General features: G+C 74.0%; 20 protein-coding genes. 11 read left to right on the top strand and 9 right to left on the bottom strand.

Features of this window, described 5'->3' with window-relative positions; all coding sequences use genetic code 11:
• The first annotated feature begins 16 nt into the window (after nt 1-16).
• Both A5481_RS10390 and A5481_RS10385 read left to right on the top strand, forming a co-directional pair.
• Nucleotides 17-457 (top strand): RbsD/FucU family protein, encoded by a 441-nt coding sequence (locus A5481_RS10390; RefSeq protein ID WP_048432682.1) that lies wholly within the window; start codon nt 17-19, stop codon nt 455-457.
• 85 nt (nt 458-542) lie between these two features.
• A complete protein-coding gene (locus A5481_RS10385) occupies nt 543-1406 on the top strand; it encodes a MurR/RpiR family transcriptional regulator (protein ID WP_048432683.1) in 864 nt (287 codons plus the stop codon).
• 53 nt (nt 1407-1459) lie between these two features.
• Here A5481_RS10385 and A5481_RS10380 read toward each other — a convergent pair whose 3' ends face one another.
• Nucleotides 1460-2878 carry a S1 family serine peptidase gene (locus A5481_RS10380; protein ID WP_064503932.1) on the bottom strand — a complete coding sequence of 473 codons (1419 nt, stop codon included), beginning with the start codon at nt 2876-2878 and terminating at the stop codon, nt 1460-1462.
• Nucleotides 2879-3215: 337 nt separating this feature from the next.
• Between A5481_RS10380 and A5481_RS10375 the strand changes: the two genes are divergently transcribed.
• Nucleotides 3216-8582: an alpha-2-macroglobulin family protein gene (locus tag A5481_RS10375; RefSeq protein WP_048432685.1), complete on the top strand. Its 5367-nt coding sequence runs from the start codon at nt 3216-3218 to the stop codon at nt 8580-8582.
• Between the two features lie 68 nt (nt 8583-8650).
• Here A5481_RS10375 and A5481_RS10370 read toward each other — a convergent pair whose 3' ends face one another.
• The 3 genes from A5481_RS10370 to A5481_RS10360 form a co-directional block, all read right to left on the bottom strand.
• Complete coding sequence (locus tag A5481_RS10370) at nt 8651-8932, bottom strand: hypothetical protein (protein ID WP_048432686.1); 282 nt, start codon at nt 8930-8932, stop codon at nt 8651-8653.
• 141 nt (nt 8933-9073) lie between these two features.
• Nucleotides 9074-10120: an AraC-like ligand-binding domain-containing protein gene (locus A5481_RS10365; RefSeq protein WP_156311752.1), complete on the bottom strand. Its 1047-nt coding sequence runs from the start codon at nt 10118-10120 to the stop codon at nt 9074-9076.
• Between the two features lie 164 nt (nt 10121-10284).
• Nucleotides 10285-10977, bottom strand: coding sequence for a spermidine synthase (locus A5481_RS10360; RefSeq protein WP_048432687.1), 693 nt, complete (start codon nt 10975-10977; stop codon nt 10285-10287).
• Nucleotides 10978-11226: 249 nt separating this feature from the next.
• On the opposite strand from A5481_RS10360, the gene A5481_RS10355 reads away from it, so the two are divergent.
• From A5481_RS10355 to A5481_RS10340, 4 genes are all read left to right on the top strand, one after another.
• Complete coding sequence (locus tag A5481_RS10355) at nt 11227-11430, top strand: hypothetical protein (RefSeq protein WP_048432688.1); 204 nt, start codon at nt 11227-11229, stop codon at nt 11428-11430.
• Between the two features lie 310 nt (nt 11431-11740).
• A complete protein-coding gene (locus A5481_RS10350; protein ID WP_048432689.1) occupies nt 11741-12013 on the top strand; it encodes a hypothetical protein in 273 nt (90 codons plus the stop codon).
• Between the two features lie 105 nt (nt 12014-12118).
• Entirely contained in the window at nt 12119-12955 is an 837-nt protein-coding gene (locus A5481_RS10345) for an alpha/beta fold hydrolase (RefSeq protein WP_048432690.1), read from the top strand.
• Nucleotides 12956-12981: 26 nt separating this feature from the next.
• Nucleotides 12982-13395 carry a nuclear transport factor 2 family protein gene (locus A5481_RS10340; RefSeq protein WP_048432691.1) on the top strand — a complete coding sequence of 138 codons (414 nt, stop codon included), beginning with the start codon at nt 12982-12984 and terminating at the stop codon, nt 13393-13395.
• A gap of 73 nt (nt 13396-13468) precedes the next feature.
• On the opposite strand, the gene A5481_RS10335 is transcribed toward A5481_RS10340, so the two are convergent.
• Nucleotides 13469-14632 (bottom strand): hypothetical protein, encoded by a 1164-nt coding sequence (locus tag A5481_RS10335; RefSeq protein ID WP_048432692.1) that lies wholly within the window; start codon nt 14630-14632, stop codon nt 13469-13471.
• Nucleotides 14633-14716: 84 nt separating this feature from the next.
• Nucleotides 14717-15649 (bottom strand): LysR family transcriptional regulator, encoded by a 933-nt coding sequence (locus A5481_RS10330; protein WP_048432693.1) that lies wholly within the window; start codon nt 15647-15649, stop codon nt 14717-14719.
• 96 nt (nt 15650-15745) lie between these two features.
• Between A5481_RS10330 and A5481_RS10325 the strand changes: the two genes are divergently transcribed.
• Nucleotides 15746-16111: a hypothetical protein gene (locus tag A5481_RS10325; RefSeq protein WP_048432694.1), complete on the top strand. Its 366-nt coding sequence runs from the start codon at nt 15746-15748 to the stop codon at nt 16109-16111.
• A 79-nt stretch (nt 16112-16190) separates the two neighbouring features.
• Here the strand turns inward: A5481_RS10325 and A5481_RS10320 are convergent, their stop codons facing one another.
• Nucleotides 16191-17579 carry an HD-GYP domain-containing protein gene (locus A5481_RS10320; RefSeq protein ID WP_197514167.1) on the bottom strand — a complete coding sequence of 463 codons (1389 nt, stop codon included), beginning with the start codon at nt 17577-17579 and terminating at the stop codon, nt 16191-16193.
• A 128-nt stretch (nt 17580-17707) separates the two neighbouring features.
• A complete protein-coding gene (locus A5481_RS10315) occupies nt 17708-18952 on the bottom strand; it encodes a glycosyltransferase family 4 protein (RefSeq protein ID WP_048432695.1) in 1245 nt (414 codons plus the stop codon).
• Nucleotides 18953-19114: 162 nt separating this feature from the next.
• Between A5481_RS10315 and A5481_RS10310 the strand changes: the two genes are divergently transcribed.
• A complete protein-coding gene (locus tag A5481_RS10310; RefSeq protein WP_048432696.1) occupies nt 19115-20023 on the top strand; it encodes a LysR family transcriptional regulator in 909 nt (302 codons plus the stop codon).
• A gap of 77 nt (nt 20024-20100) precedes the next feature.
• Here A5481_RS10310 and A5481_RS10305 read toward each other — a convergent pair whose 3' ends face one another.
• On the bottom strand, nt 20101-20658 hold the full coding sequence (locus A5481_RS10305) for a carboxymuconolactone decarboxylase family protein (RefSeq protein WP_048432697.1): 558 nt from the start codon (nt 20656-20658) through the stop codon (nt 20101-20103).
• 328 nt (nt 20659-20986) lie between these two features.
• Here A5481_RS10305 and A5481_RS10300 point away from each other — a divergent pair, with 328 nt between their 5' ends.
• Both A5481_RS10300 and A5481_RS10295 read left to right on the top strand, forming a co-directional pair.
• Complete coding sequence (locus A5481_RS10300) at nt 20987-21844, top strand: shikimate dehydrogenase (protein ID WP_048432698.1); 858 nt, start codon at nt 20987-20989, stop codon at nt 21842-21844.
• A 213-nt stretch (nt 21845-22057) separates the two neighbouring features.
• Nucleotides 22058-23440, top strand: coding sequence for an MFS transporter (locus A5481_RS10295; RefSeq protein WP_048432699.1), 1383 nt, complete (start codon nt 22058-22060; stop codon nt 23438-23440).
• The last annotated feature ends 297 nt before the right edge of the window (nt 23441-23737 follow it).

Genomic DNA, 23737 nt, shown 5'->3' with positions numbered 1-23737 from the left:
CCCTGAGAGGAGTGCCATGCTGAAGGGACTGGACCGCGCCTTGTCGGCCGAGATGCTCGGCATGCTGATGGCGATGGGACACGGCGACGACCTGCTGATCTGCGACGTCAACCACCCGGCCGCCAGCATCGCCCGCCACACCGTCCACGGGCGCGTCATCGACATGGCGGGCTGCGACCTCGGCCGGGCCGCGGAGGCGATCCTCTCGGTGATGCCGCTCGACACCTTCGTGCCGTCCCCCGTGACGCGCATGACGGTCGTGGGCGATCCCGACCGGCTGATGCCGGTCCACGCGCGGATGCAGGCGGTCGTCGACCGGGCCGAGGGCCGGCCGGTCCCGTTCGCGGCGCTGGAGCGGTTCGCCTTCTACGAGGCCGCCCGGCAGGCCTTCGCGGTGGTCCGCACCGCCGATCCCGGCCCGTACGGCTGCTTCATCCTGCGCAAGGGCGTGGTCTGACGGGAGTGCCGGCGCCATCCGGCCACCGCTGGCCGGCGCGCGCTCCGACGGACTAGAGTGGCGTGTTCTGCAGGAGGCGGACCCGATGAGCGACGTGATGGATCCGAAGTCGGTCGGACCGCGGATCCGCATGATGCGGCCGAACCTGACGCCGCTCGAGGCCAAGGTCGTCGACAGCGTCTTCGGGCGGCGCGATTTCAGCACCGAGACGGCCCTGAAGGAGGTCGCCGAGACGGCGGGCGTTTCGGAGGCCATGGTCGTCAAGATCGCCAAGAAGCTCGGCTTCTCGGGCTACCGCGATTTCCGGCAGAACGTCGCCGACTACGTCCGCGTCTCGGTCTCGGAGATGCACGACGACCTCTCCCCCGACGATTCGGGCGCCGAGATCGTCAGCAAGGTGTTCCGGGCCTCGATCCAGGCGCTCGAGGAGACGTTGGCGATCGCCGACGTCTCCGCCTTCGAGCGCGCGGCCGATTTCATCGCGCAGGCCCGGCAGCGGGACTTCTACGGCGTCGGCGGCTCGGCGCAGATCGCCCGCGACGTCGCCCACAAGTTCCTGCGCATCGGCATCCACGCCTCGGTCTACGACGACGCCCACATGATGGCGATGTCGGCCTCGCTGCTCGGCACGCGGGACGTGGCGATCGGCTTCTCGCATTCGGGCGCCACCCTGGTGACCCTCGAGGCGCTGCAGATCGCCCGGCGCCGCGGCGCCCGCACCATCGCGATCACCAACTACCCGCATTCCCCGCTGGCCGGGACGGCCGACGTCGTCCTGTGCTCGACCGCCCGCGGCTCTCCCCTGCTCGGCGAGAACGCCGCGGCGCGGATCGCCCAGCTCAACATCCTCGACGCGATCTTCGTCCTGGTCGCGCAGCGCGACATGAAATCGGCCGAAGCGGCCCTCGCCCGCACCAAGGAGGCGGTGCGGGACAGGCGCCGCGGGTGACGGGCGCCGGATGCCGGCCGCTCCCCGGACAGCCCTGGCATCGTCGGGGCGGGTCACTCCCCGCACCGCACCCCCACCACCGCCCCGGCGTAGCGCCCGGCGATCGCCCCGGCACTGAGCGGCGGGCCGTCGCCGGCAGGGGCCGGCGGAGCGTCCGCGCCGAGGAGGCTCCTGAGCGCGTCGAGCCCGACGAGCGGGTGGGTGAGCGGCGGCAGCACGCCTGCGACGAGGCGGGGCGTCGCCGGCAGGCGGGCGACGAGGCCGAGGAGGCGCCCGGTGCGGTCGAGGACCGGGGCCCCGGCGGCGCCGGGCTGGAGCGGGGCGAGCACGCCGCCCGCGGCGAGGTCGCCGGTCGCGACGCTCGGCCCGTCCGCACCCGCCGCGAGCACCACGACCGCCGTGCCCGGCGGCGCGGGCGCCGGTGCGAGGACGGGCGGCGGGCCGATTGCTGCGGCCTCGAGGAGCGCGAGGCCGCTGGCCGCGTCGCGCCGCAGGATCCGGGCCGGCGCGCCGCCGGCCTGCGGGCCCGGGCAGGCGCCGGGCAGCACCGCGACGATCCGGCGGGGGCCGACGGCGAGCCCGGTCGCGGCGGCCGGACCCGATTCCGGCGATGCCGCGGCCGGGCGCGGCGCCGGGGCCGGGGCCGGGCGATCGCCCGGGAAGGGCACGAAGCTGTTGGCGATGGCGATCGCCAGCCGGTCCACCTCCCGGGCCATGGCCTTGTCGTAGGACAGGCTGAAGCCGCGCAGGCCCGCGGGACCGGCGGCATCGCGGATGTAGAACTTGCCGCCCGGGGTCTCGCCGGTGACGACCGTGAAGTCGGGGCGCCGCAGGCTGTAGGTCACCCGGCGCTCCGGGCCCGCCGCGGCGCTCTGCGCGAACAGGGCGTCGAGGTCGGGGCCGCCGGGGGCGAAGGCCCGGGTGTCGAGGGTGACGCGCCCGTCCGGGCTCTGCCAGCGGCTGCCGTCGGGCAGGCGGGTGCGTTTCGCCAGCAGCCGCTCGGGGATCCCGATGACGAGGCCGGTGGCGGGATCGGCCGCGACCGTGAACCGGGCCGCGCGCCGCGCCGCCTCCCCGGCGGCCAGCAGGGCGGCGCGGGCGGGCTCGTCGAGGATGCCGGTCGCCGCCCCGCCTCCCCCCTTGCTTGCTCCCTTGGCCTGCCAGGCGCCGATCGCCTCGTAGGTGCGCCGGCCGAAGGCGCCGGTGACGACGCTGGTGTAGCCGCCGACCCAGACCAGGGCGTCCTGCACCGCCCGGCGCTCCGCCTCGGGCCGGGCCTCGAAGGCGGCCCGCGCCGCCTCGAAGGCCGGATCGGGCGCGGCCGGCCCTGCGGACCGGGGGACCGTCGCGCCGGGGGCGGCCGGAGCGGTTCCCTGGGCGAAGGCCGCCGGCGCGAGACCGGCGAGGAGCACCGAGACGCCTGCGAGGAGCGCCGGAAGGCCGGCGACGGGCAGCGGGGCGGGACGCGGCATCGGGCTCTCCGGGAAGGCTCCGGTCCCGACGACCGGGGGAGCCGGCCGGGCCGGCGGCCGCCGGAGCCCCCGGACCTTGTCAGAGGCGAGGCCGGAGTTCCAGGGCTCCCTGCCGGGGCCTCGCGGGCCTCCCGGCGCGATCGAAATCGACCGGGCCGCTTGCGCCGTCGGATTGCGGCCCGCTCGGATCGCGCCCTCGGAGCACGTCACGATCGCGCTGCGGTCGCAATGCTCTCCAAGCCTTTGGTTTGCCGAATCGTCGACGACGAGCCGGCTCCCACTTCCTCGGAAGATGCTCTAGGCTCCGGGCGGGCAGGAACTCGCCGCGAGGCCGGACATGTCGCTCATCACACGGGTCGGGCGCGCCGCCGTGGGTCTCGCCGGCATCCTGACCCTCCTCGCCGGCCTGCCGGCCGCGGCCCAGCAATCCGCCGACCCGGTTCCCCGCCGCACCGCCGCGCCGGCATCGCGCCCCAAGACCTTCGTCCGCCCGGCGCTCGCCAGCGAGGCGGTGCGGCTGGAAGCCCGGCTGAAGGACGAGGCCGGCGCCAGGCCGGATCCGTCGAAGCCCGCCGCCCAGTGGCGGCGGGAGGCCGAGGCCCTGCGCGCCAGGGGCGACCGCGACGGGGCGCTCGCCGCCGCGCGCCGCGCCGCCGCGGCCGAGCCGGCGGAGGGGCGCAACTGGTCCGTCCTGGCGCAGGCCGCCGACGATGCCGAGAGCGACGACTACGAGACCAGGCAGACGCTGAAGGCCGAGGCCCGGGCCGGCGCCTACCTGGCCTACCGGCGGGCGCTGCTCCCCGCCGACGAGGCGCGGGCGCTGGCGCTCCTCGGCGCGGTGCTGGCCAGGCAGGAAAGCTGGCGCCCGGCGCTCGACGCCTACGCGGCGAGCCTCGCCCTGGCGGGCGACCAGGAGACGACCAATCAGGAGACGACCAGGGAGACGGCGAAGACCTACGAGGCCCTGCGCGAGGCGCACGGCTTCCGGATCCTCGACTACAAGGTCGATTCCGATGCCGCCGCCCCGCGGGCCTGCTTCACCTTCTCCGAGGCGATCGACCCGAAGACCGATGTCGCTCCTTTCGTCGCGGTGTCGGGCGCGAGCGACGCCGCCGTGACGGCGCAGGGCCAGCAGGTCTGCGTCGACGGCCTGCGCCACGGCGAGCGCTACGGCGTGGTCCTGCGCCGGGGCCTGCCCTCCGGCATCGGCGAAACCCTCCGCAAGGCGGCCGATTACGACATCTACGTCCGCGACCGCGGCCCGCAGGTGCGCTTCACCGGCCGCAACTACGTGCTGCCCCGCACCGGCCAGGCCGGCGTGCCGCTGGTCTCGGTCAACGCCCCGACGCTCGACGTCGAGGTGGTGCGCATCGGCGATCGCGGCCTGCTGCCGGCCCTGCGTGGCGAGGCGTTCCTGTCCCAGCTCTCGGGGGCCGGCCTGCGCGCCATCGCCCGCGAGCGCGGCGTCCAGGTCTGGAAGGGCGCCCTCGACACCGCGCCCGCGGAGGTCAACCGCGAGGCGGTGACGGCCTTCCCGGTGCTCCAGGCCGTCGGCAAGGTCGAGCCGGGGCTCTACGTGATGACGGCGCGGCCGAGCGGCAGCGCGTCCCTCGCCGAGGCCGAGGAGGGCGGCGACCAGAGCGAGGCGACGCAGTGGTTCGTGGTCTCGGATCTCGGGCTCACCGCCTTCAAGGGACCGGACGGGATCCACGTGCTCGCCCGCTCCCTCGCCTCGGCGGCGGTCGTCCGGGACGCGGAGATCCGCCTGATCGCCCGCAGCAACGAGGTGCTGGCGACCCGCGCCACCGACGCGCAGGGGCACGCCGCCTTCGATCCCGGCCTCGCCCGCGGCGAGGGCGGCGCGGCGCCGAGCCTGGTGGTGGCGCGCCTCGGCGACGATTACGGCTTCCTCGACCTCACGCTCGGCGCTTTCGACCTCGCCGATCGCGGCGTGAAGGGCCGGCCGGCCCCGGGCGCGGCGGAGGCCTACCTGTTTCCCGAGCGCGGGGTCTACCGCTCCGGCGAGACGGTCCAGCTGACCGCGCTCCTGCGCGACGCGAAGGGCGCGGCGATCCAGAACCTCCCCCTCACCCTGGTGGCGCGGCGCCCGGACGGGGTCGAGGACCGCCGGGTGCAGGTGCCCGATGCGGGCCTGGGCGGGCGGGCCCTCTCGCTGCCGCTGCTCCCCGGCGCGCAAGCCGGTACCTGGCGGGTCGCCGCCTATACCGACCCGAAGGCGCCCCCGGTCGGCGAGGCGCGCTTCCTGGTCGAGGATTACGTGCCCGAGCGGATCGAGGTCAGCCTGGATCCGGCCGAGCCCGCCCTGCGCCCGGGCGAGCCCGCGACGGTGACGGTCGCGGCGCGCTACCTCTACGGCGCCCCGGGCGCGGGGCTCGGCGTCGGCGGCGCGGTGACGGTGCAGCCGGCCGCCCGCTCCGGCATCCGCGGCTTCTCGGACTTCTCGACCGGCCTCGACGACGAGGCGGTCGCCCCGGCGACGGCGGAGATCGAGGCGCCCGCCGCCACCGACGCGCAGGGGCGCGCCACCGTGCGGGCGCCGGTGCCGGAGGCGAGCGGGCCGCGCCCGTTCGAGGCCAGGATCTCGCTGCAGGTCGGCGAGCCCGGTGGCCGGGCGGTGCAGCGCAGCCTGACCCTGCCGATCCTGCCCGCCGGCCCGGTCCTGGGGATCCGCAAGACCTCCGGCGACCTGCGCGAGGGCGCGAGCGCGAGTTTCGAGGTGGCGGCGGCGCGGCCCGACGGCACGCGGCTTCCCGGCGAGGCGACCTGGACCCTGCTGCGAGTCGAGCGGCGCACCCAGTGGTACCGGGCCGACGGGCGCTGGGCCTTCGAGCCGGTCAAGACCACCGTCAAGGTCGCGGACGGCCGCCTCGTCCTCGAGCCCGGTGCGCCGGCCCGGCTGGCGGTGCCGGTCGACCTCGGCCGTTACCGCCTGGAGGTGCGCGGCCCCGGCTTCGCGGCGGCGAGCCTGTCCTTCGACGTCGGCTGGAGCGGGGGAGAGAGCGCCGACGCGCCCGACCTCCTCGATCTCACCCTCGACCGCGACGCCTATGCGGGCGGCGAGACCATGCGGGCCCGCCTGCGCCCGCGTTTCGCCGGCACCGCCACCGTCGCGGTGGTGAGCGACCGGGTGCACGAGATCCGCACCCTCGACCTGCCGGCGAACGGCGCCACCGTCGAGATCCCGGTGAAGCCGGACTGGGGCGCGGGCGCCTACCTCGTCGCCACCGCCTACCGGCCCCTCGACCAGGCGGCCCGGCGGCTGCCCGGCCGGGCGATGGGCCTCGCCTGGTTCGGGATCGACCGGGAGGCCCGCGCGCTGGGCGTGACGCTCGAGGCGCCGGCCAAGGTCCGGCCCCGGGGCGAGCTGCGCCTGCCGATCCGCCTGACCGGGCTGAAACCCGGCGAGGCGGCCAGGGTGACGGTGGCGGCGGTCGATGCCGGCATCCTCAGCCTCACCCGCTACGCCGCGCCCGATCCGTTCGGGTTCTTCTTCGGCCAGAAGGCGCTCTCGACCGAGATCCGCGACCTCTACGGCTACCTGATCGACGGGATGCAGGGCACGGTCGGCGCGATCCGCTCCGGGGGCGATGCCGGCGGGGCGGAGCTGGAGGGCTCGCCCCCGGCGCAGGAGCCGCTGGCACGATACTCGGGCGTGGTCACGGTCGGGCCGGACGGCCGGGCCGAGGTGAGCTTCCCCCTGCCGGCCTTCAACGGCACCGCCCGGGTGATGGTGACGGCCTGGAGCGCGGCGCGGGTCGGCGCCGCCTCCGCCGACGTCACGATCCGCGACCCCGTGGTGGCGAGCGGCACCCTGCCGCGCTTCCTCGCCGTCGGCGACCGCTCGCGCCTGCACGTCGCCCTCGACAACGTCGAGGGGCCGGCCGGCGACTACGCGGTCGATGTCGACCTCTCGGGACCGGTGGTGGTGCCGGCGGGGGCGCTCGCCCGCACGCTGCACCTCGCACCCGGCGGGCGCGCCAGCCTCGAGATCCCGCTCACCGCCGCCGGGCCCGGCCTCGCCCGGATCGACCTGCGGCTGACCGGACCTGGCTTGGCCGGACCTGGCTTGGCCGGACCTGGCTTGGCCGGACCTGGCTTGGCCGAGCCCGCCGGCCAGAGCTTCTCCCTGCGCATCCAGCCCGGCACCGGGACGCTCCTGCGCCGCGAGGTGCGCACCCTCGCCCCCGGCGCCAGCCTCACCCTGTCGGGCGACCTCCTCGCCGAGGTGATCCCCGGCACCGGCGCCGTCACCCTGGCGGCCTCGCCGTTCGCCGGCATCGACGTGCCGGCCCTGCTCCGGGCGCTCGACCGCTACCCCTACGGCTGCACCGAGCAGGTGGTGAGCCGGGCGCTGCCGCTGCTCTCGGTCAACCGCCTCGCCGCCCTGTCGCAGCTCGGCCTCGACGGCAGTGCCGACGAGCGGGTGCGCGGCGCCATCGACCGGGTGCTGTCGCGCCAGGATTCGAGCGGCGCCTTCGGGCTGTGGTCGGCGGGCAACGCCGAGGACCTGTGGCTCACGGCCTACGCCACCGACTTCCTGACCCGGGCGCGCGAGCGCGGCTTTGCCGTGCCGCCGACGGCCCTGGCGCTGGCCCTCGACCGGCTGCGCAACACGGTCGCCAACGCCGCCGAGGTCACCGAGGGCGGGCTCGACCTCGCCTACGCGGCCTACGTGCTCGCCCGCAACGGCCGGCCGGTGATGGGGGACCTGCGCTACCTCGCCGACACGCGGCTCGCCGCCTTCGCCACGCCGCTCGCCCGCGGCCAGATCGCCGCGGCGCTGGCGCTGCTCGGCGACCGGGGCCGGGCCCGCACCGCCTTCGAGGCCGCGCTCGCCGCGTTGCGCGCCGAGCGCGACGGCGGCGGCTACCGGGCCGATTACGGCTCGCGCCTGCGCGACGGCGCCGGGCTGATCGCGCTTGCCGCCGAGACCGGGATCGCCCGCGACGCGCTCGGCCCCCTGGGCGCGGTGGTGGCGGAGGAGCGCGGCACCCGCCCGACCAGCACCCAGGAACAGGCCTGGCTGGTGCTGGCGGCGGCGGAGCTCGCCACGGAAACGAGCAAGGAAGGGCCGGCGCTCACGGTCGACGGCGCGCCGGTCGCGGGCGCGCTCGCCCGCACGGTCCCCGGCGCCGCCCTGGAGGCGCGGCCGGTGACGGTGGCCAATCGCGGCACCGCGCCGGTGCCGCTCGCCCTCGGCATCGCCGGCAACCCGGCGGTGCCGGAGCCGGCCGAGGCGAAGGGCTACGCGATCGAGCGCAGCTACCACCGCCTCGACGGCAGCCCGGCCGACCTCGCGGCGTTACGCCAGAACGACCGCCTGGTGGTGGTGCTGACGGTGACCGAGGCCAAGGCCGGCGCCGGGCGCCTGCTCCTCGTCGACCGCCTGCCCGCCGGGCTCGAGATCGACAACCCGAAGCTCCTCGACGCCGACGCGGCGTCCGGCCTCGCCTGGACCCGGTCGGACGTGAAGCCGGTCCATACCGAGTTCCGCGACGACCGCTTCGTGGCGGCCTACGACCGCGACCCGCACCAATCCGCCTTCTTCACCGTCGCCTACACGGTGCGGGCGGTCACGCCCGGCCGCTACGTCCACCCGGCGGCGACGATCGAGGACATGTACCGGCCCGAGCGCTACGGGCGGACCGCCTTCGGGACGCTGGAGGTCGGGACGGCGCGGTAGGGGTGGGGTCCGGTCGGCTCCCGGCGCCAAGTCCTCACGATCCCGGCGTCCTCACGATCGCGGCGTCCTCACGATCCCGGCCGCCCCTCGCCGGGATCGACGATCCGCCACCCCGGCCCGTCGGCTCCCGCACCCCGGGCGCGATCGGCCCGGGCGCGCTCCGCGTCCCGCCCGAAGGTCTGCGCCCAGGTCAGGGTGACGATCTCGGCACCGGCGCGCTCGTCCGGGCGCGTCCGGGCGGCACGGCGCCGCCGTACGCCGATCCAGCGCCGGACGAGCGGCCCGCTCCCGATCCCGACCCAGGCGAGGGCGCGCCGCCCTCCGCCGTCACGCCCGCCCGCTCGCCGCACCGTGAGAGTCTCCCATCCGACAGGATGGTGACATCTCGTGCATGGGCGGGGGCGCGGCGAGGCTCGTGCGTCCCAATCGCTTCAGCGCACGTCCCAAGTTGTCTGGGGCAAGCACCCGGGCCGCGCTCCCAGGCCAGGGTCTCAAGCGTCGAGCGTCAGGACCCACTCGTAGAACCCGTCCCAGTCGCCGGTCGCGGGGTCGGCCGGGGCGGGCCGGGAGGCGGCGACGCCCTCGACCCGGGCCCCGGCCTTCACGTCGACCGGGCTCAGGCCGAACTCGGCGCGAAACGCCGTCGTGAAGCTCGCCGGGCTGCCGTAGCCGTAGCGGAAGGCGATCTCGGAGACCCGCGCCGCCCGCCCGTCGCCCTCCGCCAGGTCCCGGTAGGCCCGGGCGAGGCGGCGGCGGCGGACGTATTCGAGCACGCCGCCCAGGGGCGCGAACAGGCGGTACAGCCCGCTGCGCGAGACGCCGAAGCGGCGGCAGAGATGCTCGACGCCGAGATCCGCCGATCCGATCTCCGCGTCGATGTAGCTGCGGATCGCCAGGAAGACCGGCGCGCGCTGCAGCGGCCGCTCGACCGCGTCGCTCCCGGTCGTCATGCGGGCCGCCGCGGCCAGGAGGATCGCGGTCGCCTGCGCGGCGGCCCGCGCCTCCGCGGGGCTGAAATGCGGGACGTTCGCGGCGAGCGACCGCAGGTGGTCGCCGACCAGGGTGCCGAACGGGGTCGCCGCGCACAGGACCGTCCCGTGGGCCTCGCCGAGGCGGGCGCCCCGGTCGGGGAACAGGGCACGCGGGATGATGACCGTCACGGCGCGGTAGCCGGTCGATCGCATCGACAGGGGCTGCGCGAGGTCGAGCAGCGAGACGTCGCCGGGGGCCACCGGCGCCTCGCGGCCGGTAATCGCGATCGTCGCACGGCCCTCGGTCCGGATCTGCGCGGCGACGTGGTCGACGCCCATGCGGGCGATCAGGCCGCGCGAGCGCTCGTTGCGCAAGCCGGAGGCCGCGGTGAGGCCGATGATCGCGTTGCCGAGGTGGTAGACCTCCGAGCGGCCGCGGAAATCGGGGGTGTCCTCCTTGCGGATCTCGACGTCCCAGAACGGCGCGACGGCCTCGCGCCAGGCCGGGATCGTCCGCGGGCCGAAGCTCGAGCCTTCCAGGGACAGGTTGGGGCCGCGCACGGTCATGTCGGGCTCGAAGCTGGTGCGGCGCGCCGCCTCACCTGCACGATTGCTCGCATGCCGGCCACGCCGGTGCAAATCAATCCGTCGTTGGATCCGCGCTCGCGCCGCCGCCCCCGAGAAGCCGCGTCCGGGAGCCGCGTCCGGCTGCGCCGCGATCGGACGCTGCCCTAGGCGCGGGGCCCGGGCGCCGCGGCCGTCTTCTCGCCGATCCACACCACGTGCCGCCCGCCGCTGCCGGCCGAGCGCACCTTGTTCTCCTCGACCGCGAAGCCGCCGCGCTGCAGGCGGGACTTGAACTTGCGGTCGGGGCTCTCCGACCACACGCCGAGCAGCCCGCCCGGCCGCAGCGCCCGGTGGGCGCGGCCGAGGCCCGCGACGTCGTAGAGGCGGTCGTTGGTCTGCTGCACCAGGCCCTCGGGGCCGTTGTCGACGTCGAGCAGGATGGCGTCGTAGGCGCCCGGGGCCTTCGCGATGAGGTGGTGGACGTCGGTCTCGTGCAGGGCCACGCGCGGATCGTCGAGGCTGCCGGCGAACAGGTGCGCGAGCGGGCCCCGGGCCCAGGCGACGACGGCGGGGATCAGCTCGGCGACGACGATCTCGGCCCGCGGCCCGAACTCGGCGAGGGCGGCCCGCAGGGTGAAGCCCATGCCGAGCCCGCCGATCAGCACCCGCGGCGCCGGCCGGTCGCGCAGCCGCGCGCAGGCCAGGGAGGCGAGGGCCCGCTCCGAGCCGCTGCGGCGGCTGTTCATCAGCTCGATCGAGTCGACCACGATCGCGAACTCGTCGCCGCGCCGCATCAGGCGCAGGGAGGCGGTCTCGCCGGGGATGGCGCTGGTATCGAGGTGAACCCAGGGGATCAAGGATCGGACTCCGTCGGCGAGGTCTTGTTCCGGCACGGTCCCCGGGCGCGCCGCCGGCACCGGGAGCGGTCATCGGGGCGCGGCAGGACCGGAGCGACGGCCCTGACATTCCGCGGGAGGCCGGCTACGCCCCGGCTATCGCACGGGCCGGCCCGCCCCGTCGAGCCGCCGACCCGGGTATGGCGGGGCCGGGCTTGGCGGGGCCGGGAGGTCTGTCCTCGCCCGGTGTTCCGTGCCATAAATCCGCGGATGAGCGACAACGAATTCTATCCCTTCTCCATCGAGGTGGCCCCGCTGAACAGCCCGAAAGGAAAATTCGGCTGGGCGATCCGCAAGCACGGCAAGCTGCTGGAGCGGTCCGACCGGCCGCACGACAGCGAGGAGCGGGCCTATGCCAGCGCGACCCAGGCCGTGGAGCGCGCCTTCCGCCCCGCCGATCCGCGCCGCCGCTGACGCGCCGCCGATCCGCCGCGCTCCCGCCGCGCCGGTCTCCCGGTGCGGGAGGGAGCGCACGGCCGCGCATCCGGGCGTCGACGACACCCCCGCGCACCCTATCAAAAGCGAAGAAGAAGCCGCCTTGCCAGCGGCACGAAAATCGTCGATCGTATAACGGTCGATCTGTGGCTGGCTTTTTTGGATCTTGTAGCCCACCGTAACGGGCGCCGGCTCTGACACATCCTCCCCGCATCATCGCCAGGTCGATCCGGCGGCGGATATCGCGCGCTCGGACCGATCCGTGATCCGCACCGTCGGAGGACCAGCCATGGCCAAGATGTTCATCACCGGCTCAGCCCGGAGCCCCTCGACCGAGGAATTCAAGGCGCGCATCGCCCGCCTCGCCGAGATGCCGACCCACACCGCGGCCCCGGCGAACGCCCGCAAGAACCGGCCGGCGAAGCCCGCCTTCTCGCAGGCCCCGCTCCGGCGCACGCCCGAGGGCGAGGACGGCCGTGCGCAGGACGCATCACCGGAGGATCGCGCGGACGGCCCGGCGGACGACGCGACGGACGAGGACGCGACGGACGAGAAGGACTGACGCGCCCAGCCCAGGCACGCCCCGCGCTCCTCACCGGCGACTCCGGTGTGTTAGATCTTGCCCGCCGGCCCCGTGGCCGGCGCCCTGCGGCAGGAGAGCCCCCCGATGAGCTTCGTCACCACCGGCGACGGCGTGCAGATCTTCTACAAGGACTGGGGCCCGCGGGACGCCCCGGCGATCATGTTCCATCACGGCTGGCCGCTCTCGTCCGACGACTGGGACGCCCAGATGCTGTTCTTCGCGGCGGCCGGCTACCGGGTCGTGGCCCACGACCGACGCGGCCACGGCCGCTCGTCGCAGGTCTCGGACGGCCACGACATGGACCACTACGCCGCCGATGCCGCGGCCGTCGTGCACCGGCTCGGCCTGACGAACGTGATCCATGTCGGGCATTCGACCGGCGGCGGCGAGGTCGCCCGCTACGTCGCGCGCCACGGCGAGCCGCAGGGGCGGGTCGCCAAGGCGGTGCTGGTCAGCGCCGTCCCGCCCCTGATGCTCAAGACCGACGCCAATCCCGGCGGCCTGCCGCTCGCGGTCTTCGACGGCTTCCGTGCGGCGCTCGCCGCCAACCGGGCGCAGTTCTTCCTCGATGTCCCGAGCGGGCCGTTCTACGGCTTCAACCGGCCGGGTGTGCAGCCTGTCGAGGGCGTGATCCGCAACTGGTGGCGCCAAGGCATGATGGGCGGCGCCAAGGCGCATCACGACGGCATCAGGGCCTTCTCGGAGACCGACCAGACCGAGGACCTGCGGAGCATCTCGGTGCCGGCCCTGGTGCTGCACGGCGAGGACGACCAGATCGTCCCGATCGACGCCAGCGGCCGGATGTCGGCGCAGCTCCTGCGCCGCGGCACGCTCAAGACCTATCCGGGCTTCAGCCACGGCATGCTGACGGTGAACGCCGACGTGCTGAACGCCGACATCCTCGCCTTCGTGACGGCGTGATCTCCGCGCGCGGAAGGAGCGGCCCCATGCAGGACGCCACGACGCCGGACACCACGACGGCCCCGGCGGACGGCGAGCCCGATTACGACCGCCTGCTGCGCGCGAATCTCGCCCGCGTCTTCAACGAGCGCGATGCCGGTGCGCGGGCGGCTGCCCTCGATGAACTCTTCGCTGCCGAACCGGTGATGTTCGAGCCGACCGGCATCGTCAGGGGGCGGCAGGCCGTCGCGGACGTCGCGGGCCGGCTTCTCGATCAGTTCGGGCCGACCTTCCGGTTCGTCCCGCAGGACCGTGCGGTCGGCCATCACGGCCTCGGCCTCCTGCGCTGGACGGCCGGTCCGGAGGGCGGCCCGGTCACGGTGACCGGGACGGATGCCGCCGAGATCGTCGACGGGCGGATCGCGCGGCTCTGGGTGATGCTGGACCCGCCGCGGTCGTAGCCGGCCCCGGCGCAGCGGAGGTCGGGCGGGAGGGTTCCGGTCCGGCAGCCGAACCGGAGCCCCTCCCCGCCCCTCACCCCTTCCAGTTCTTCAAGGCCGCGAACGGGCTGTCGACCGCCGCGCCCTTCGGCGGGTTCAGCACCGGCTCGACCTGGGCGACGGCGTCGGCGAGCGAGAAGGCGGTGCCGCTCGGCAGCTTGCCGCCGGCGGCGTCCTGGTGGCCGCCGCCGCGGAACAGGCGGGCGCCGTCGAGGGCGGTGCCGTCGATCGAGCGGAACGACAGGGTGCCGGTGCGCTGCACGTTGACGAGGCGCCTGGCGCGCCCGCTCGCCATCACCAGGTCGGAGACCCGCTGGTAGGTGCCGGCGTCGAGGGCGAAGGACAGGAGCGTGCCGTCCGGCAGCGCGTGGAACAGCGCGTCGGAGCGGGCGAGCGCCCGGGCCATGCGCTGGCGCGTCGTCAGGGCCGGGTCGTCGTCGGGCGCCTCGCGCATCAGGTCGTCGACGATGGCGCCGCGGATCGCCGGGACGGCGCGCTCCAGCTCGGCCGGGGTGGCGCCCGACCGCAGGCGCGCGGTCGCGTCCAGCAGCAGGCGGGCGACGAAGGGGTCGTGCGCCGGATGCCCGACCGGCACCAGGGTGCCGACATTGTCCCAGAAGATCTCGTCGAGGGCGAAGCCGCCGGGGAAGCGGGGATCCTCCTTGCGCCACAGGTCGAGGGCGTCGACGCAGGCCGCGAACAGCGCCAGATCCTCGACCCGGGCGGGATCGGGCTCGCGGGTGGCGAACAGGGCGCGGTGGGTCTCGACCATCCGGGTCGCGCTCGACCCCTCGTCGACCAGCACGGTGACCGACGGGTCGCCGAGGTCGAACCGCGACAGGCGCGGGTTGTCGGCGTCCGTCCTCGGCTCCAGCCCCTGGCGGCGCATCTGGTCGATCGAGGAGGTGTGGTGGTCGAGGACGACCAGCCGGTGCGGCGCCTCCGGGTCGCGCTTGCGGTTCATGGCGGCGAACCGGCGCAGGAACGCGATCGTCGGCTCCTCGATGCCGAGATCGGTGACGAGCACCATCTCGGCCGCCTTGGTTTTCCCCAAGCGCTTCAGCTCGTCGTCGACCACGGGACCGACATCGCCGTAGCGCGGCACGTGCACGATGCGCGCCGGCTCGGCATAGGCCGCGACGAGGGTCGCGGCGCCGTAGCCGTCGAGGTCGTGGTGGGTGATCTGGGTCAGGCGCACGGGATGAGGGTCCAGGGTCGGTTCGGTGAGGTGATGGAGCGGACGAGCATAGCGGCTTTGTCGCGGCGCCGGCAGGCCCGGCGCTCAGGAAAAGGCCGGCGCCTCGTCCGCCAGGTGCCGCAGCAGGTCGCGCAGCCAGCGATGGGCCGGGTCGTCGTCGTAGGAGGCGTGCCACAGCATCGCCACCGCCACGTCCTCGAGGGCGACGGGGGCGGGGCTCACCGTCAGCCCGAGGGTCGCGGCGAAGAGGTGCGCCAGGCGGGCATGCATGGTGGTGAGGACCGGCGCGCTGCGCACCAGGAACGGCACCGCCAGGAAGCGCGGCGAGGTGACCGCGAGGGTGCGGCGGAGGCCGAGCCGGGCCAGCGCGTCGTCGACGACCCCGTGGGCGGTCTCGCGCAGGCTCGTCAGCACGTGGGGGAAGCGGAGGTAGTCGTCGAGCGAGATCGGCGGGGCGAGCCCGACCAGCTCGGCGTTGAACAGGCAGACGTAGCTGTCGCGGTAGAGCAGGCGCTGCGTGTGGTGCATCTGGCCGTGGAACGATAGGTCGATGGCGAGGTCGACCCGGTCGGCGTCGATCTCCTGCAGGATGTGGGCCCGGTCGATGCTGCGCAGGAGCAGGCTGACCCCCGGCGCCTCGCGGCGCAGATAGGCCAGGAGGCGCGGTCCCAGCAGCACCTCGGTGCTGTCGGGCAGGCTGATCGTGAAGGTCCGCACCACCGTGCGCGGATCGAAGGCCTCGTCGCGGCGCACCAGCACCTGGACCTGCCGCAGCAGCGCCCGCACCGGCTCGGCGAGCGCCAGCGCCCGCGGCGTCGGCCGCATCCCCTCGGGGGCGCGGGTCAGGAGCTCGTCCCCGAACAGGAGCCGCAGGCGCGCGAGCGCCGAGCTCATCGCCGATTGGCCGATGCCGATGCGGGAGGCCGCCCGGGTCACGCTGCGCTCGGCGAGGAGCGCGTCGAGGGCGACCAGCAGGTTGAGGTCGATCCGGGATAGATCGATATGATCAATAGTCATTATCGATACGATCTGTTTGATCCATGCTGCACTGCAGCGCACAGTGTGTCCATGGATGCGGGGCCAGCAGGCCCCGCCACGGACGGGACGACGACGATGACGACCTTTCGCACGATGTTCCTGAGTACGATCCTGCTGGCGACCGCTTCCACCGCCGCCGGGGCCGGCGAGATCCCGCGGGCCGGGGCGGCAAGCCTCGATCTCGGCCCGCTCGCCGGGGTGGCCTACTACGCGCCCGAGCCCGCCGGCTACCGGGTGGTCGTGACCCTGGCCCCCCGGGCCGCCGCCCCCGCCTCGCGGTTCGAGGCGGTGCTGGCTCCCGGCCAGAGCGTCACGGTCTCGACCCCGCGCGAGGCCGGCGCCGCGCCCCGCGCGGTCACGATTACCCGCACCGGCGACGCGGTGACGGTGACGCCGGTCCGGGCGCGCGAAGTGGTCGAGGCCACCGCCTCGATCGAGTGATGGGCGGGGCGGCCGTCAGGCCGCGCTCGGGGAGAAGTGGGCGGCCGTCAGGCCGGCTCGGATGATCGGAGGGCGGCCGTCAGGCCGCCCGGGACAGGTCGCCGTCGAGGCCGGCGACCACCCGCTCCAGGGCCGCGAAGCAGGCCGGGTCGAAGGCGGTGCCGACCTCCTCGCGCATGATGGCGAGCGCCTTCGGGACCGGCATCGCGGCGCGGTAGGGGCGATGGGCGGTCAGCGCATCGAACACGTCGGCGACCGAGACGATCCGGGTCTCCGGCGCGATGGCCTCGCCCGCCAGGCCGCGGGGGTAGCCCTTGCCGTCGAGGCGCTCGTGATGCGCCCCGCCGATCCGCGCGATGGCGTGGAAGGCGGCGACGCGGGCGAGGATCGTCTCCGACAGGAAGGCGTGGTTGCGCATCGCCTGCCACTCGGCCTCGTCGAGCTTGGCCGGCTTGTCGAGGATCGCGTTCGAGACCCCGAGCTTGCCGACGTCGTGCAGGAGCGCCGCCCGGCGCAGCCAGCGCCGGCGCTCGGGCGCGTAGCCGAGTTCCGCCGCGATCATGTCGGCATAGACCGCGACCCGCTCGGAATGGCCGGAGGTGAACGGGCTCTTGGCGTCGATCACCTGGGCGAAGGCCCGGGCGATGTCGTCGAGGTAGTCCTCGTCGACGACGAGGCCGGCCCGCGCCGGCTCCAGCCCCGCGACCGCGTCGGTCACCGCCTCGGAGGCCAGGATCTCCCAGAAGCCGGGGCCTTGCGCCGCCCGGTCGAGGGCCGCGACCGCATCGGGGTCGAACCAGGATCCGGCCCGGGCCCGCGCCTCGGCGAGCGCCGCCGCCGGGCCGGCGCTGGTGTGGAACACGTCGACGACCTGGGCCAGCAGCGCGATGCGGGCGTAGAGCGGGATGTCGGCCCCGGCGCGGCGGTCGGGCCGGCCCTTGCCGTTCCAGTGCTCGTCGAGGGCGTGGATCGCCGCGCAGACGCTCGGGGGAAAGCGCAGCCGCGCGGCGATCGCGGCCCCGCGCTGGCAGCGGGTCTGGATCAGGTCGTCGACGATCTCGCCGCCGTTCTGCAGGATGTTGAGGACCGCCCGGAAGCGCTCGGCGAGGCCCGCCTTGAGCCCGGTATGCGAGAAGACGAAGCCGAGCACCTGGGGCAGGCTGTCGCTCACCGTCTTGAAGTCGCGCTTGAAGCCGATGTCGTCGGACAGGTACAGCTCGCAGATCCGAGCGGCGTTGCTGGAACAGCCGAGATCCTTCAGCATCACCGTGTAGTAGAGCTCCCAGAGCCGGTCGGGCGCCAGCCCCATCTCGCGGCCGACATGCATGCCGATCCAGGTGGCGCGGACGCAATGGCCGGGCGGCTGCCCCTCCGTGAGGTCGAGGGCGTGGCTCAGCGCACCGAGCAGCTCGGAGAGCGGGATTCCCGCGGCCGGCGCCTCCGCGACGGCGTGCATGCTCGGCGGCATCGTGGAGCCCCTCCCCTCTTCGTCCCGGAAGCGTAGCGCGGCGGGAGCTAACATTTGCTGAGCGGGCGAGACATTCGTCCTCTCGCTTGTCGCGCGCTCGGAAATCCCCGGGCGGCGGCGCGGCCGGATCAGGCGCCGCGCCCTGCGGCGACCTCATCGATCAGGCGCAGATGCGCCGGCAGGCAGACCCGCCGGAGGTCGTAGGCGAGGGCGGTCTGCCGCGCCGCCGCCCGCAACGGGGCGACGGTGCCGGGATCGGCCAGCGCCGCGACCACCGCCTCGGCGATCGCGGCCGCCGAGAAGAAATCGACCAGGATTCCGTTCCGGCGATCCCGGATCACCTCCTCGACCGGCGGCGTCGCCGAGCCGACGACGCAGGCGCCCAGCGCCATCGCCTCCAGCATCGACCAGGACAGGACGAACGGGTAGGTCAGGTAGACGTGGACCGCCGAGATCCGCAGCAGGTCGACGTAGTCGCGGTAGGGAATCTTGCCGACGAAGTGCACCCGCGACAGGTCGAGGTCCGCCTTCACCTCGTCGAGGAAGATGTCGCGCCAGGTCCGATGATGAGATGCGCGGCCCGCCGGAGGCCGCGCGCCGTAGCTGGTGTCGCTGCCGCCGACGATCACCGCCCGGGCCCTCGGCCGCCGGCGCAGGATCTCCGGCAGGGCCCGCATGAAGCTGTGGTAGCCGCGATAGGGCTCGAGGTTGCGGTTGACGAAGGTGACGACCTCGTCCCCGGCCCCGAGGGACAGGCGGTCGCGGCCGAGCGTGATGCGCGCCCCCGGATCCGGCCGCAGGAGGTCGGTGTCGATGCCGTCGTGGATGATGCTGAGGCGGTCGCGGAAGGCGGCGGGGATGCGGCTCGCCTGCCAGGCGGTGGGGCTGACCAGCCGGTCGGAGGCCTCGAAGGCGACGAGCTGCCCGGCATTGCGGGCGCGGGTGCGCCAGGCATCGCCCTCGGCGGGCGGGAATTCCGGATCGAAGCCGGAATCGGCGCCGGTCGCGGCGTAGAAGAACTCCGCGAAGGTCAGGAGCCGGGCGCCCGGCCAGACGTCCTTGAGGAACAGGGTCTCGCCCCAGCCCGAATGGCCGCAGATGACGTCCGGCGCGAAGCCCTCGGCCTTGAGCGCCAGGCCGGCCCGCGCCGCCGCCTCGCCCCGCAGGGTCGCGGTCTCGAAGCTCGCCGCCAGCGGATGGATGCCGGCGGTGGAGCGGCCGGGCACCGCGTAGCGCAGGTGACGCACGCCCGGCAGGGCGGGCGCCGGGTTGATGCCGAGCGCCACCACCTCGGTCCCGGGCCGCGCGGCGAGCGCCGGGGCGACGTGGCGGTACTGGCCCGGGAAGTTCTGGTGGACGAAGAGGACGCGCATCGGGGTCGGATCCTCGGAGAGGCGGGCCGGAGGGACCCTCGTGTAGCACCGCCCCGCCGCTCGGCGAGGCTTGCTCGGCGAGGAGGGGGGCCGGGCGGCATTTGCCTCGCGGCCGGACTTGACCGCACATCTCGTCCGACGCCGCCGCTCCGGAGACCGCCCATGCTGACCCTGCGCCAGATCGAGGTCGCCCGCGCCGTGATGGTGACGGGGACGATCGCCGGCGCGGCGCGGCTCCTCAACGTCTCGGCGCCGGGCATCAGCCGGCTGATGAAGTACACCGAGACCTCGCTCGGCTTCCGCCTGTTCGACCGGCGGGGCGGGCGGCTGGTGCCGTCGGAGCAGGCGCGCCACGTCTTCGCGCAGATCAACGCGGTCTTCGACAAGGTCGAGGACCTGCGCTTCGTGCTGGAACGGACGCAGGGCGGGGCGGGCCAGGACCTGCTGATCGGCTCGGTGCCGTCGATCTCGCACGTGATGGTGCCGCGCGCCATCGAGCGGGTGCGGGCGGCCTATCCGCACCTCGTCATCGACATCAACATCCTCAAGCTCGAGGAGGCGATCGACTACCTGCTGCTCGGCAAGGGCGAGGTGGTGGCGATGAGCTACCGCCTCGACCACCCGGCCCTGACCTTCGAGCCGCTGGCCCGCGGCGGCCTGTTCTGCATCGTGCCGCTCGACCATCCGCTCGCCGCGCGGTCCTCGATCGCGGCCGCCGAGATCGTGCGCCATCCCCTGATCGGCATCGACCCGAACGACCCCTACGGGCGGATCATGTCGGACATCTTCCGCAAGCGCGGCCTGTCCTACGGCATCACGATCCGGGCACGGTTCGGCTCGACGGTGTGCTCGCTGGTGCGGGCGGGCCTCGGCATCGCGGTGATCGACCAGTTCACCATCGCGTACGACGCCTTCCCGGGCATCCGGGTGCTGCCGATCGAGGAGGCGCCGGTCTTCGAGACCTGGATCGCCCGGAAGGCCGGCACCGCGCTCAGCATGTTCGCGGGAAGCTTCGTGACCTTCCTGCGCGAGGAGATGGCGCGGCCCGGGCAGGTGCGACCCGAGCCGTGATACGAAATCCGCATTGCGAAGCAATGCGTCAGATTTCGTATGACACGCGGCCGGGCCCGACCACCCGGACCGGTGGATCAGGAGGGGCGCGGGGTGGGGTCGCCCGGGCGCCGCACCTGCTTGCGCAGGATGTCGAGATCGCAGGCGGTGACGAATCCCATCGCGCGCTTGATCCCCGGCAACAAGGCGGCGCCGTTCATGGCGAATGCGATCTCGATCAGGCCGGCCTCACCGTAGGCCTGCCTGACGCGCTCGCGCGCCTCCGGCGCATCGTCGCGACGCCCGGCGACCGCGTCCGCCAGGGTCGCGACGGCGGCGATCCCGACGGGAAGATCCCGATAATCCCCGGACACGATCCGGTCGACGAAGGCGACGTCGACCCCTGCACGCAAGGCAAGGTTGATCTCCGCCTCGACGCACGTGCCGCAATCCGCCGCGACGGCACCGCGGAGCCGGGCGACGTGATACGCCGGAGCCGGCACCTTGGTGTTGGGGTCGAGGAATCCGAAGATCTTGTTGTACCGCCCGAGCAGGCCGAGATCGATCTGCGCGATCCTGCGCACGTAGTCGAAACCGACACCGACGCGCCGTTCCGCCCGACCGATGAGGAAGGTGGCGATCCTGGTGAGGAGCATGAGGGTCGGGCTTCCGCGGAACTCGATGGGTGCCGCCCGGCGCGAGACCCGGGCGTGACATCGCACGGCTTCGCGCGGGCTTTTGTGACATGGGAGCCGGAAAGCGGGCGTCAGCGCCCGCCGCGGTCGCGCGCTCTTCGTCCGAAGGGGCGGTCCGGGGGCTGTCGCCCAGCCAGCCGATCGGGCAGCGCCACGACCATCCGAGACCGTAACACGATGTTACGAACGACGCTCAACTTGGTACTCAGGATAAGGGCAGGAAGGCGGTAATGTGCGGTTCAGGGAGCGCTCGCCACGGGCGGGCACGAGAACGAGGGGCCGCCGCACCATGGCTCACGCACAGGCTAGACCGATCCTGCTCGGGCTGATCGGATCGCCGATCGCCCATTCCGCCTCGCCGGCGATGCACGAGGCCGCCGCCGAAGCGGTCGGCCTGCGGGCTCATTACCAGCTCATCGACGTGGCGAACGCCGACGACACGCAGCTGCGCGGCCTCTTGTCCGCCCTCGCCCCGATCGGCTTCTCGGGCGTCAACGTCACCTTCCCCTACAAGGAACGGGTCCTGCCCTTCCTCGACGCCCTGTCGCCGGGCGCGCGCGCGATCGGCGCCGTCAACACGATCGTGGTCCGGGACGGACGGCTCACCGGCCACAACACCGACACGACGGGCTTTGCCCGCGCCCTCGTGCAGGCCTTCGGGCCGACGCCGGAGGGCCCGGTGGCGCTGATCGGCGCCGGCGGCGTCGGCAAGGCGGTCGCGGTGGCGCTCGCCCGCTTCCCCGGGCTCGAGATCCGGATGGTCGATGCCGACCCGGCCAAGGCCGAGGCGGTGGCGGCCGCCCTCCGGGGCCACGCCGCGGTGCGGGTGTGCCGGGACATCGAGGAGGCGGTCGCGGGCGCGACGGGCCTCGTCAACGGCACCCCGGTCGGCATGCTGCCGGATCGCGGCTCCCCCGTCCCCCTGTCGCTGCTGCGCCCCGGGATGTGGGTGGCCGATGCCGTCTATTCCCCGCTCTGGACGCCGCTCCTGACCGCGGCGAAGCGGATCGGCGCCCGCACGATGACCGGGCGCGAGCTCGCCATCCACCAGGCCCTCGACGCCTTCGCGCTGTTCACCGGCCGCGAGGCGCCGGCCGCCGCGATGGAGCGGGCCTTCGACCGCGCCGTGGCGCCCCTCGCCGCCTGACATCCGGCGGCGGGAGCACGGCGCAAGCTCGGCCGTACCCTTGCGTTTCCGCGCCGGATATGGAATTGCGCGCCACGGTTTTCGATTGAAATTTACTTTACGCCATTCGCCAGCGTACCCTCGAAGACAAACCAAGCTGACACCCGACCCGATCCAAGGCCGCCCGGCTCCCGAAGGCGGCATCGATCCGATCGAACCCTGGAGGAACACCCGATGAGCGCAGCACCGGCAGGACAGGTCCACGACCGCCAGCAATCGAAGAAGGCCGCCGCCAGCGGCTGGATCGGCTCGGCGCTGGAATACTACGACTTCTTCATCTACGCGACGGCGGCCTCGCTGGTCTTCCCGCAGCTGTTCTTCCCGTCGAACAACCCGACCGTGGCGATCGTGGCGTCGCTCGCCACCTACGGCGTCGGCTATGTCAGCCGGCCGATCGGCGCCTTCGTGCTCGGCCACTGGGGCGACACCCACGGGCGCAAGCACGTGCTCATCGTGTGCATGTTCCTGATGGGCTTCTCGACCATCGCGGTCGGGCTCCTGCCGACCTACAGCCAGGTCGGCATCCTCGCCCCGATCCTGCTCGTCATCCTGCGGCTGATCCAGGGCTTCGCCGTCGCCGGCGAGATCTCGGGGGCGAGCTCGATGACCATGGAGCACGCGCCGTTCGGCCGCCGCGGCTTCTTCGCCAGCTTCACCCTGCAGGGCGTCCAGGCCGGCCAGATCCTGGCCGCCGCGGTGTTCCTGCCGCTCGCCCACTACATGCCGACCGAGGCGTTCAACGCCTGGGGCTGGCGCATCCCGTTCCTGCTGAGCTTCCTCGTCATCATCGCCGGCTACATCATCCGCCGCGAGGTCGAGGAGACCCCGGCCTTCGCCGCCGAGGAGAGCCAGGGCGCGGTCGCCCGCGCGCCGGTCGTCGAGGCCTTCGCCACCTCCTGGGCCGACATGCTGCGGGTGGTGTGCATGGCGCTGATGAACGTGATCCCGGTGGTCACCACCATCTTCGGCGCGGCCTACGCGGTCCAGGCGGCCTACGGCATCGGCTTCCACAAGGACGTCTACCTGTGGATCCCGGTGCTCGGGAACATCCTGGCGGTCGTGGTGATCCCGTATGTCGGCAACCTGTCGGACAAGATCGGCCGCCGCCCGCCGATCATCGTCGGGGCGCTCGGCTCCGGACTCCTGTCCTTCGGCTACCTCTACGCGATCAGCGTCGCCAACGTGCCGCTGGCGATCGTGATGTCGCTGCTGATGTGGGGCGTCGTCTACCAGGGCTACAATGCGGTCTTCCCGAGCTTCTACCCGGAGCTGTTCCCGACCCGCACCCGCGTCTCCGCGATGGCGATCTCGCAGAACGTCGGCACCGCCATCACGGCGATGCTGCCGGCCCTGTTCGCCACCGTGGCGCCCCCCGGCTCGACCAACATCCCGCTCACCATCGGCGCCATCACCCTAGCGGTCACGGCGGTGTCGGCGGTCGCGGCCTTCAGCGCCCGGGAGACCTACCGCATCCCGATGAAGGATCTCGGCCAGCCCCGCGCGGTGCCGCTGCCGAAGACCGACTACGAGCGGCTGCGCAGCGAGGCGATGGCCTGAGCCGGCCCGGGGCTTCGGTCCCGGTCCGCCCGATACGACGAGGGACCGGCGGGCCGGGCGCGATGGCGTCCGGCCCGTTGCCGTTCGGCCGGACGAGGACGCCGCGGGCGGGGCTCCCCCCCTGCCGATGCCGGCGGGTGAGGGACGCGGGCCGAAATCCGGCCGCGCATCGGCCTTCGGCGCGTCGGGTCCGAGCCGCGCAGTTTCGGAGCCCGCCTGACCTGGACTGAAATTGTTTTTCGGTCTCCAGAGCACTTCGCGACACGGTCCACGCCACGAGCTCCGTCGCCCTGCGGT

Origin of the sequence: Methylobacterium platani (assembly GCF_001653715.1) — a bacterium.
GTDB classification, from domain to species: domain Bacteria; phylum Pseudomonadota; class Alphaproteobacteria; order Rhizobiales; family Beijerinckiaceae; genus Methylobacterium; species Methylobacterium platani.
The sequence above is the reverse complement of the archived record's forward strand: the minus strand, read 5'-3'. Positions and strand labels throughout refer to the sequence as shown.

Excerpts from the sequence above, each read along its gene's own strand:
- A5481_RS10300 (WP_048432698.1), top strand. The coding sequence starts at position 20,987 with ATGGCTCACGCACAGGCTAGACCGATCCTGCTCGGGCTGATCGGATCG.
- A5481_RS10310 (WP_048432696.1), top strand. The coding sequence starts at position 19,115 with ATGCTGACCCTGCGCCAGATCGAGGTCGCCCGCGCCGTGATGGTGACG.
- A5481_RS10295 (WP_048432699.1), top strand. The coding sequence starts at position 22,058 with ATGAGCGCAGCACCGGCAGGACAGGTCCACGACCGCCAGCAATCGAAG.
- A5481_RS10385 (WP_048432683.1), top strand. The coding sequence starts at position 543 with ATGAGCGACGTGATGGATCCGAAGTCGGTCGGACCGCGGATCCGCATG.
- A5481_RS10330 (WP_048432693.1), bottom strand. The coding sequence starts at position 15,649 with ATGACTATTGATCATATCGATCTATCCCGGATCGACCTCAACCTGCTG.
- A5481_RS10390 (WP_048432682.1), top strand. The coding sequence starts at position 17 with ATGCTGAAGGGACTGGACCGCGCCTTGTCGGCCGAGATGCTCGGCATG.
- A5481_RS10345 (WP_048432690.1), top strand. The coding sequence starts at position 12,119 with ATGAGCTTCGTCACCACCGGCGACGGCGTGCAGATCTTCTACAAGGAC.
- A5481_RS10365 (WP_156311752.1), bottom strand. The coding sequence starts at position 10,120 with ATGACCGTGCGCGGCCCCAACCTGTCCCTGGAAGGCTCGAGCTTCGGC.
- A5481_RS10305 (WP_048432697.1), bottom strand. The coding sequence starts at position 20,658 with ATGCTCCTCACCAGGATCGCCACCTTCCTCATCGGTCGGGCGGAACGG.
- A5481_RS10320 (WP_197514167.1), bottom strand. The coding sequence starts at position 17,579 with ATGCCGCCGAGCATGCACGCCGTCGCGGAGGCGCCGGCCGCGGGAATC.
- A5481_RS10340 (WP_048432691.1), top strand. The coding sequence starts at position 12,982 with ATGCAGGACGCCACGACGCCGGACACCACGACGGCCCCGGCGGACGGC.
- A5481_RS10315 (WP_048432695.1), bottom strand. The coding sequence starts at position 18,952 with ATGCGCGTCCTCTTCGTCCACCAGAACTTCCCGGGCCAGTACCGCCAC.
- A5481_RS10375 (WP_048432685.1), top strand. The coding sequence starts at position 3,216 with ATGTCGCTCATCACACGGGTCGGGCGCGCCGCCGTGGGTCTCGCCGGC.
- A5481_RS10355 (WP_048432688.1), top strand. The coding sequence starts at position 11,227 with ATGAGCGACAACGAATTCTATCCCTTCTCCATCGAGGTGGCCCCGCTG.
- A5481_RS10380 (WP_064503932.1), bottom strand. The coding sequence starts at position 2,878 with ATGCCGCGTCCCGCCCCGCTGCCCGTCGCCGGCCTTCCGGCGCTCCTC.
- A5481_RS10350 (WP_048432689.1), top strand. The coding sequence starts at position 11,741 with ATGGCCAAGATGTTCATCACCGGCTCAGCCCGGAGCCCCTCGACCGAG.
- A5481_RS10325 (WP_048432694.1), top strand. The coding sequence starts at position 15,746 with ATGACGACCTTTCGCACGATGTTCCTGAGTACGATCCTGCTGGCGACC.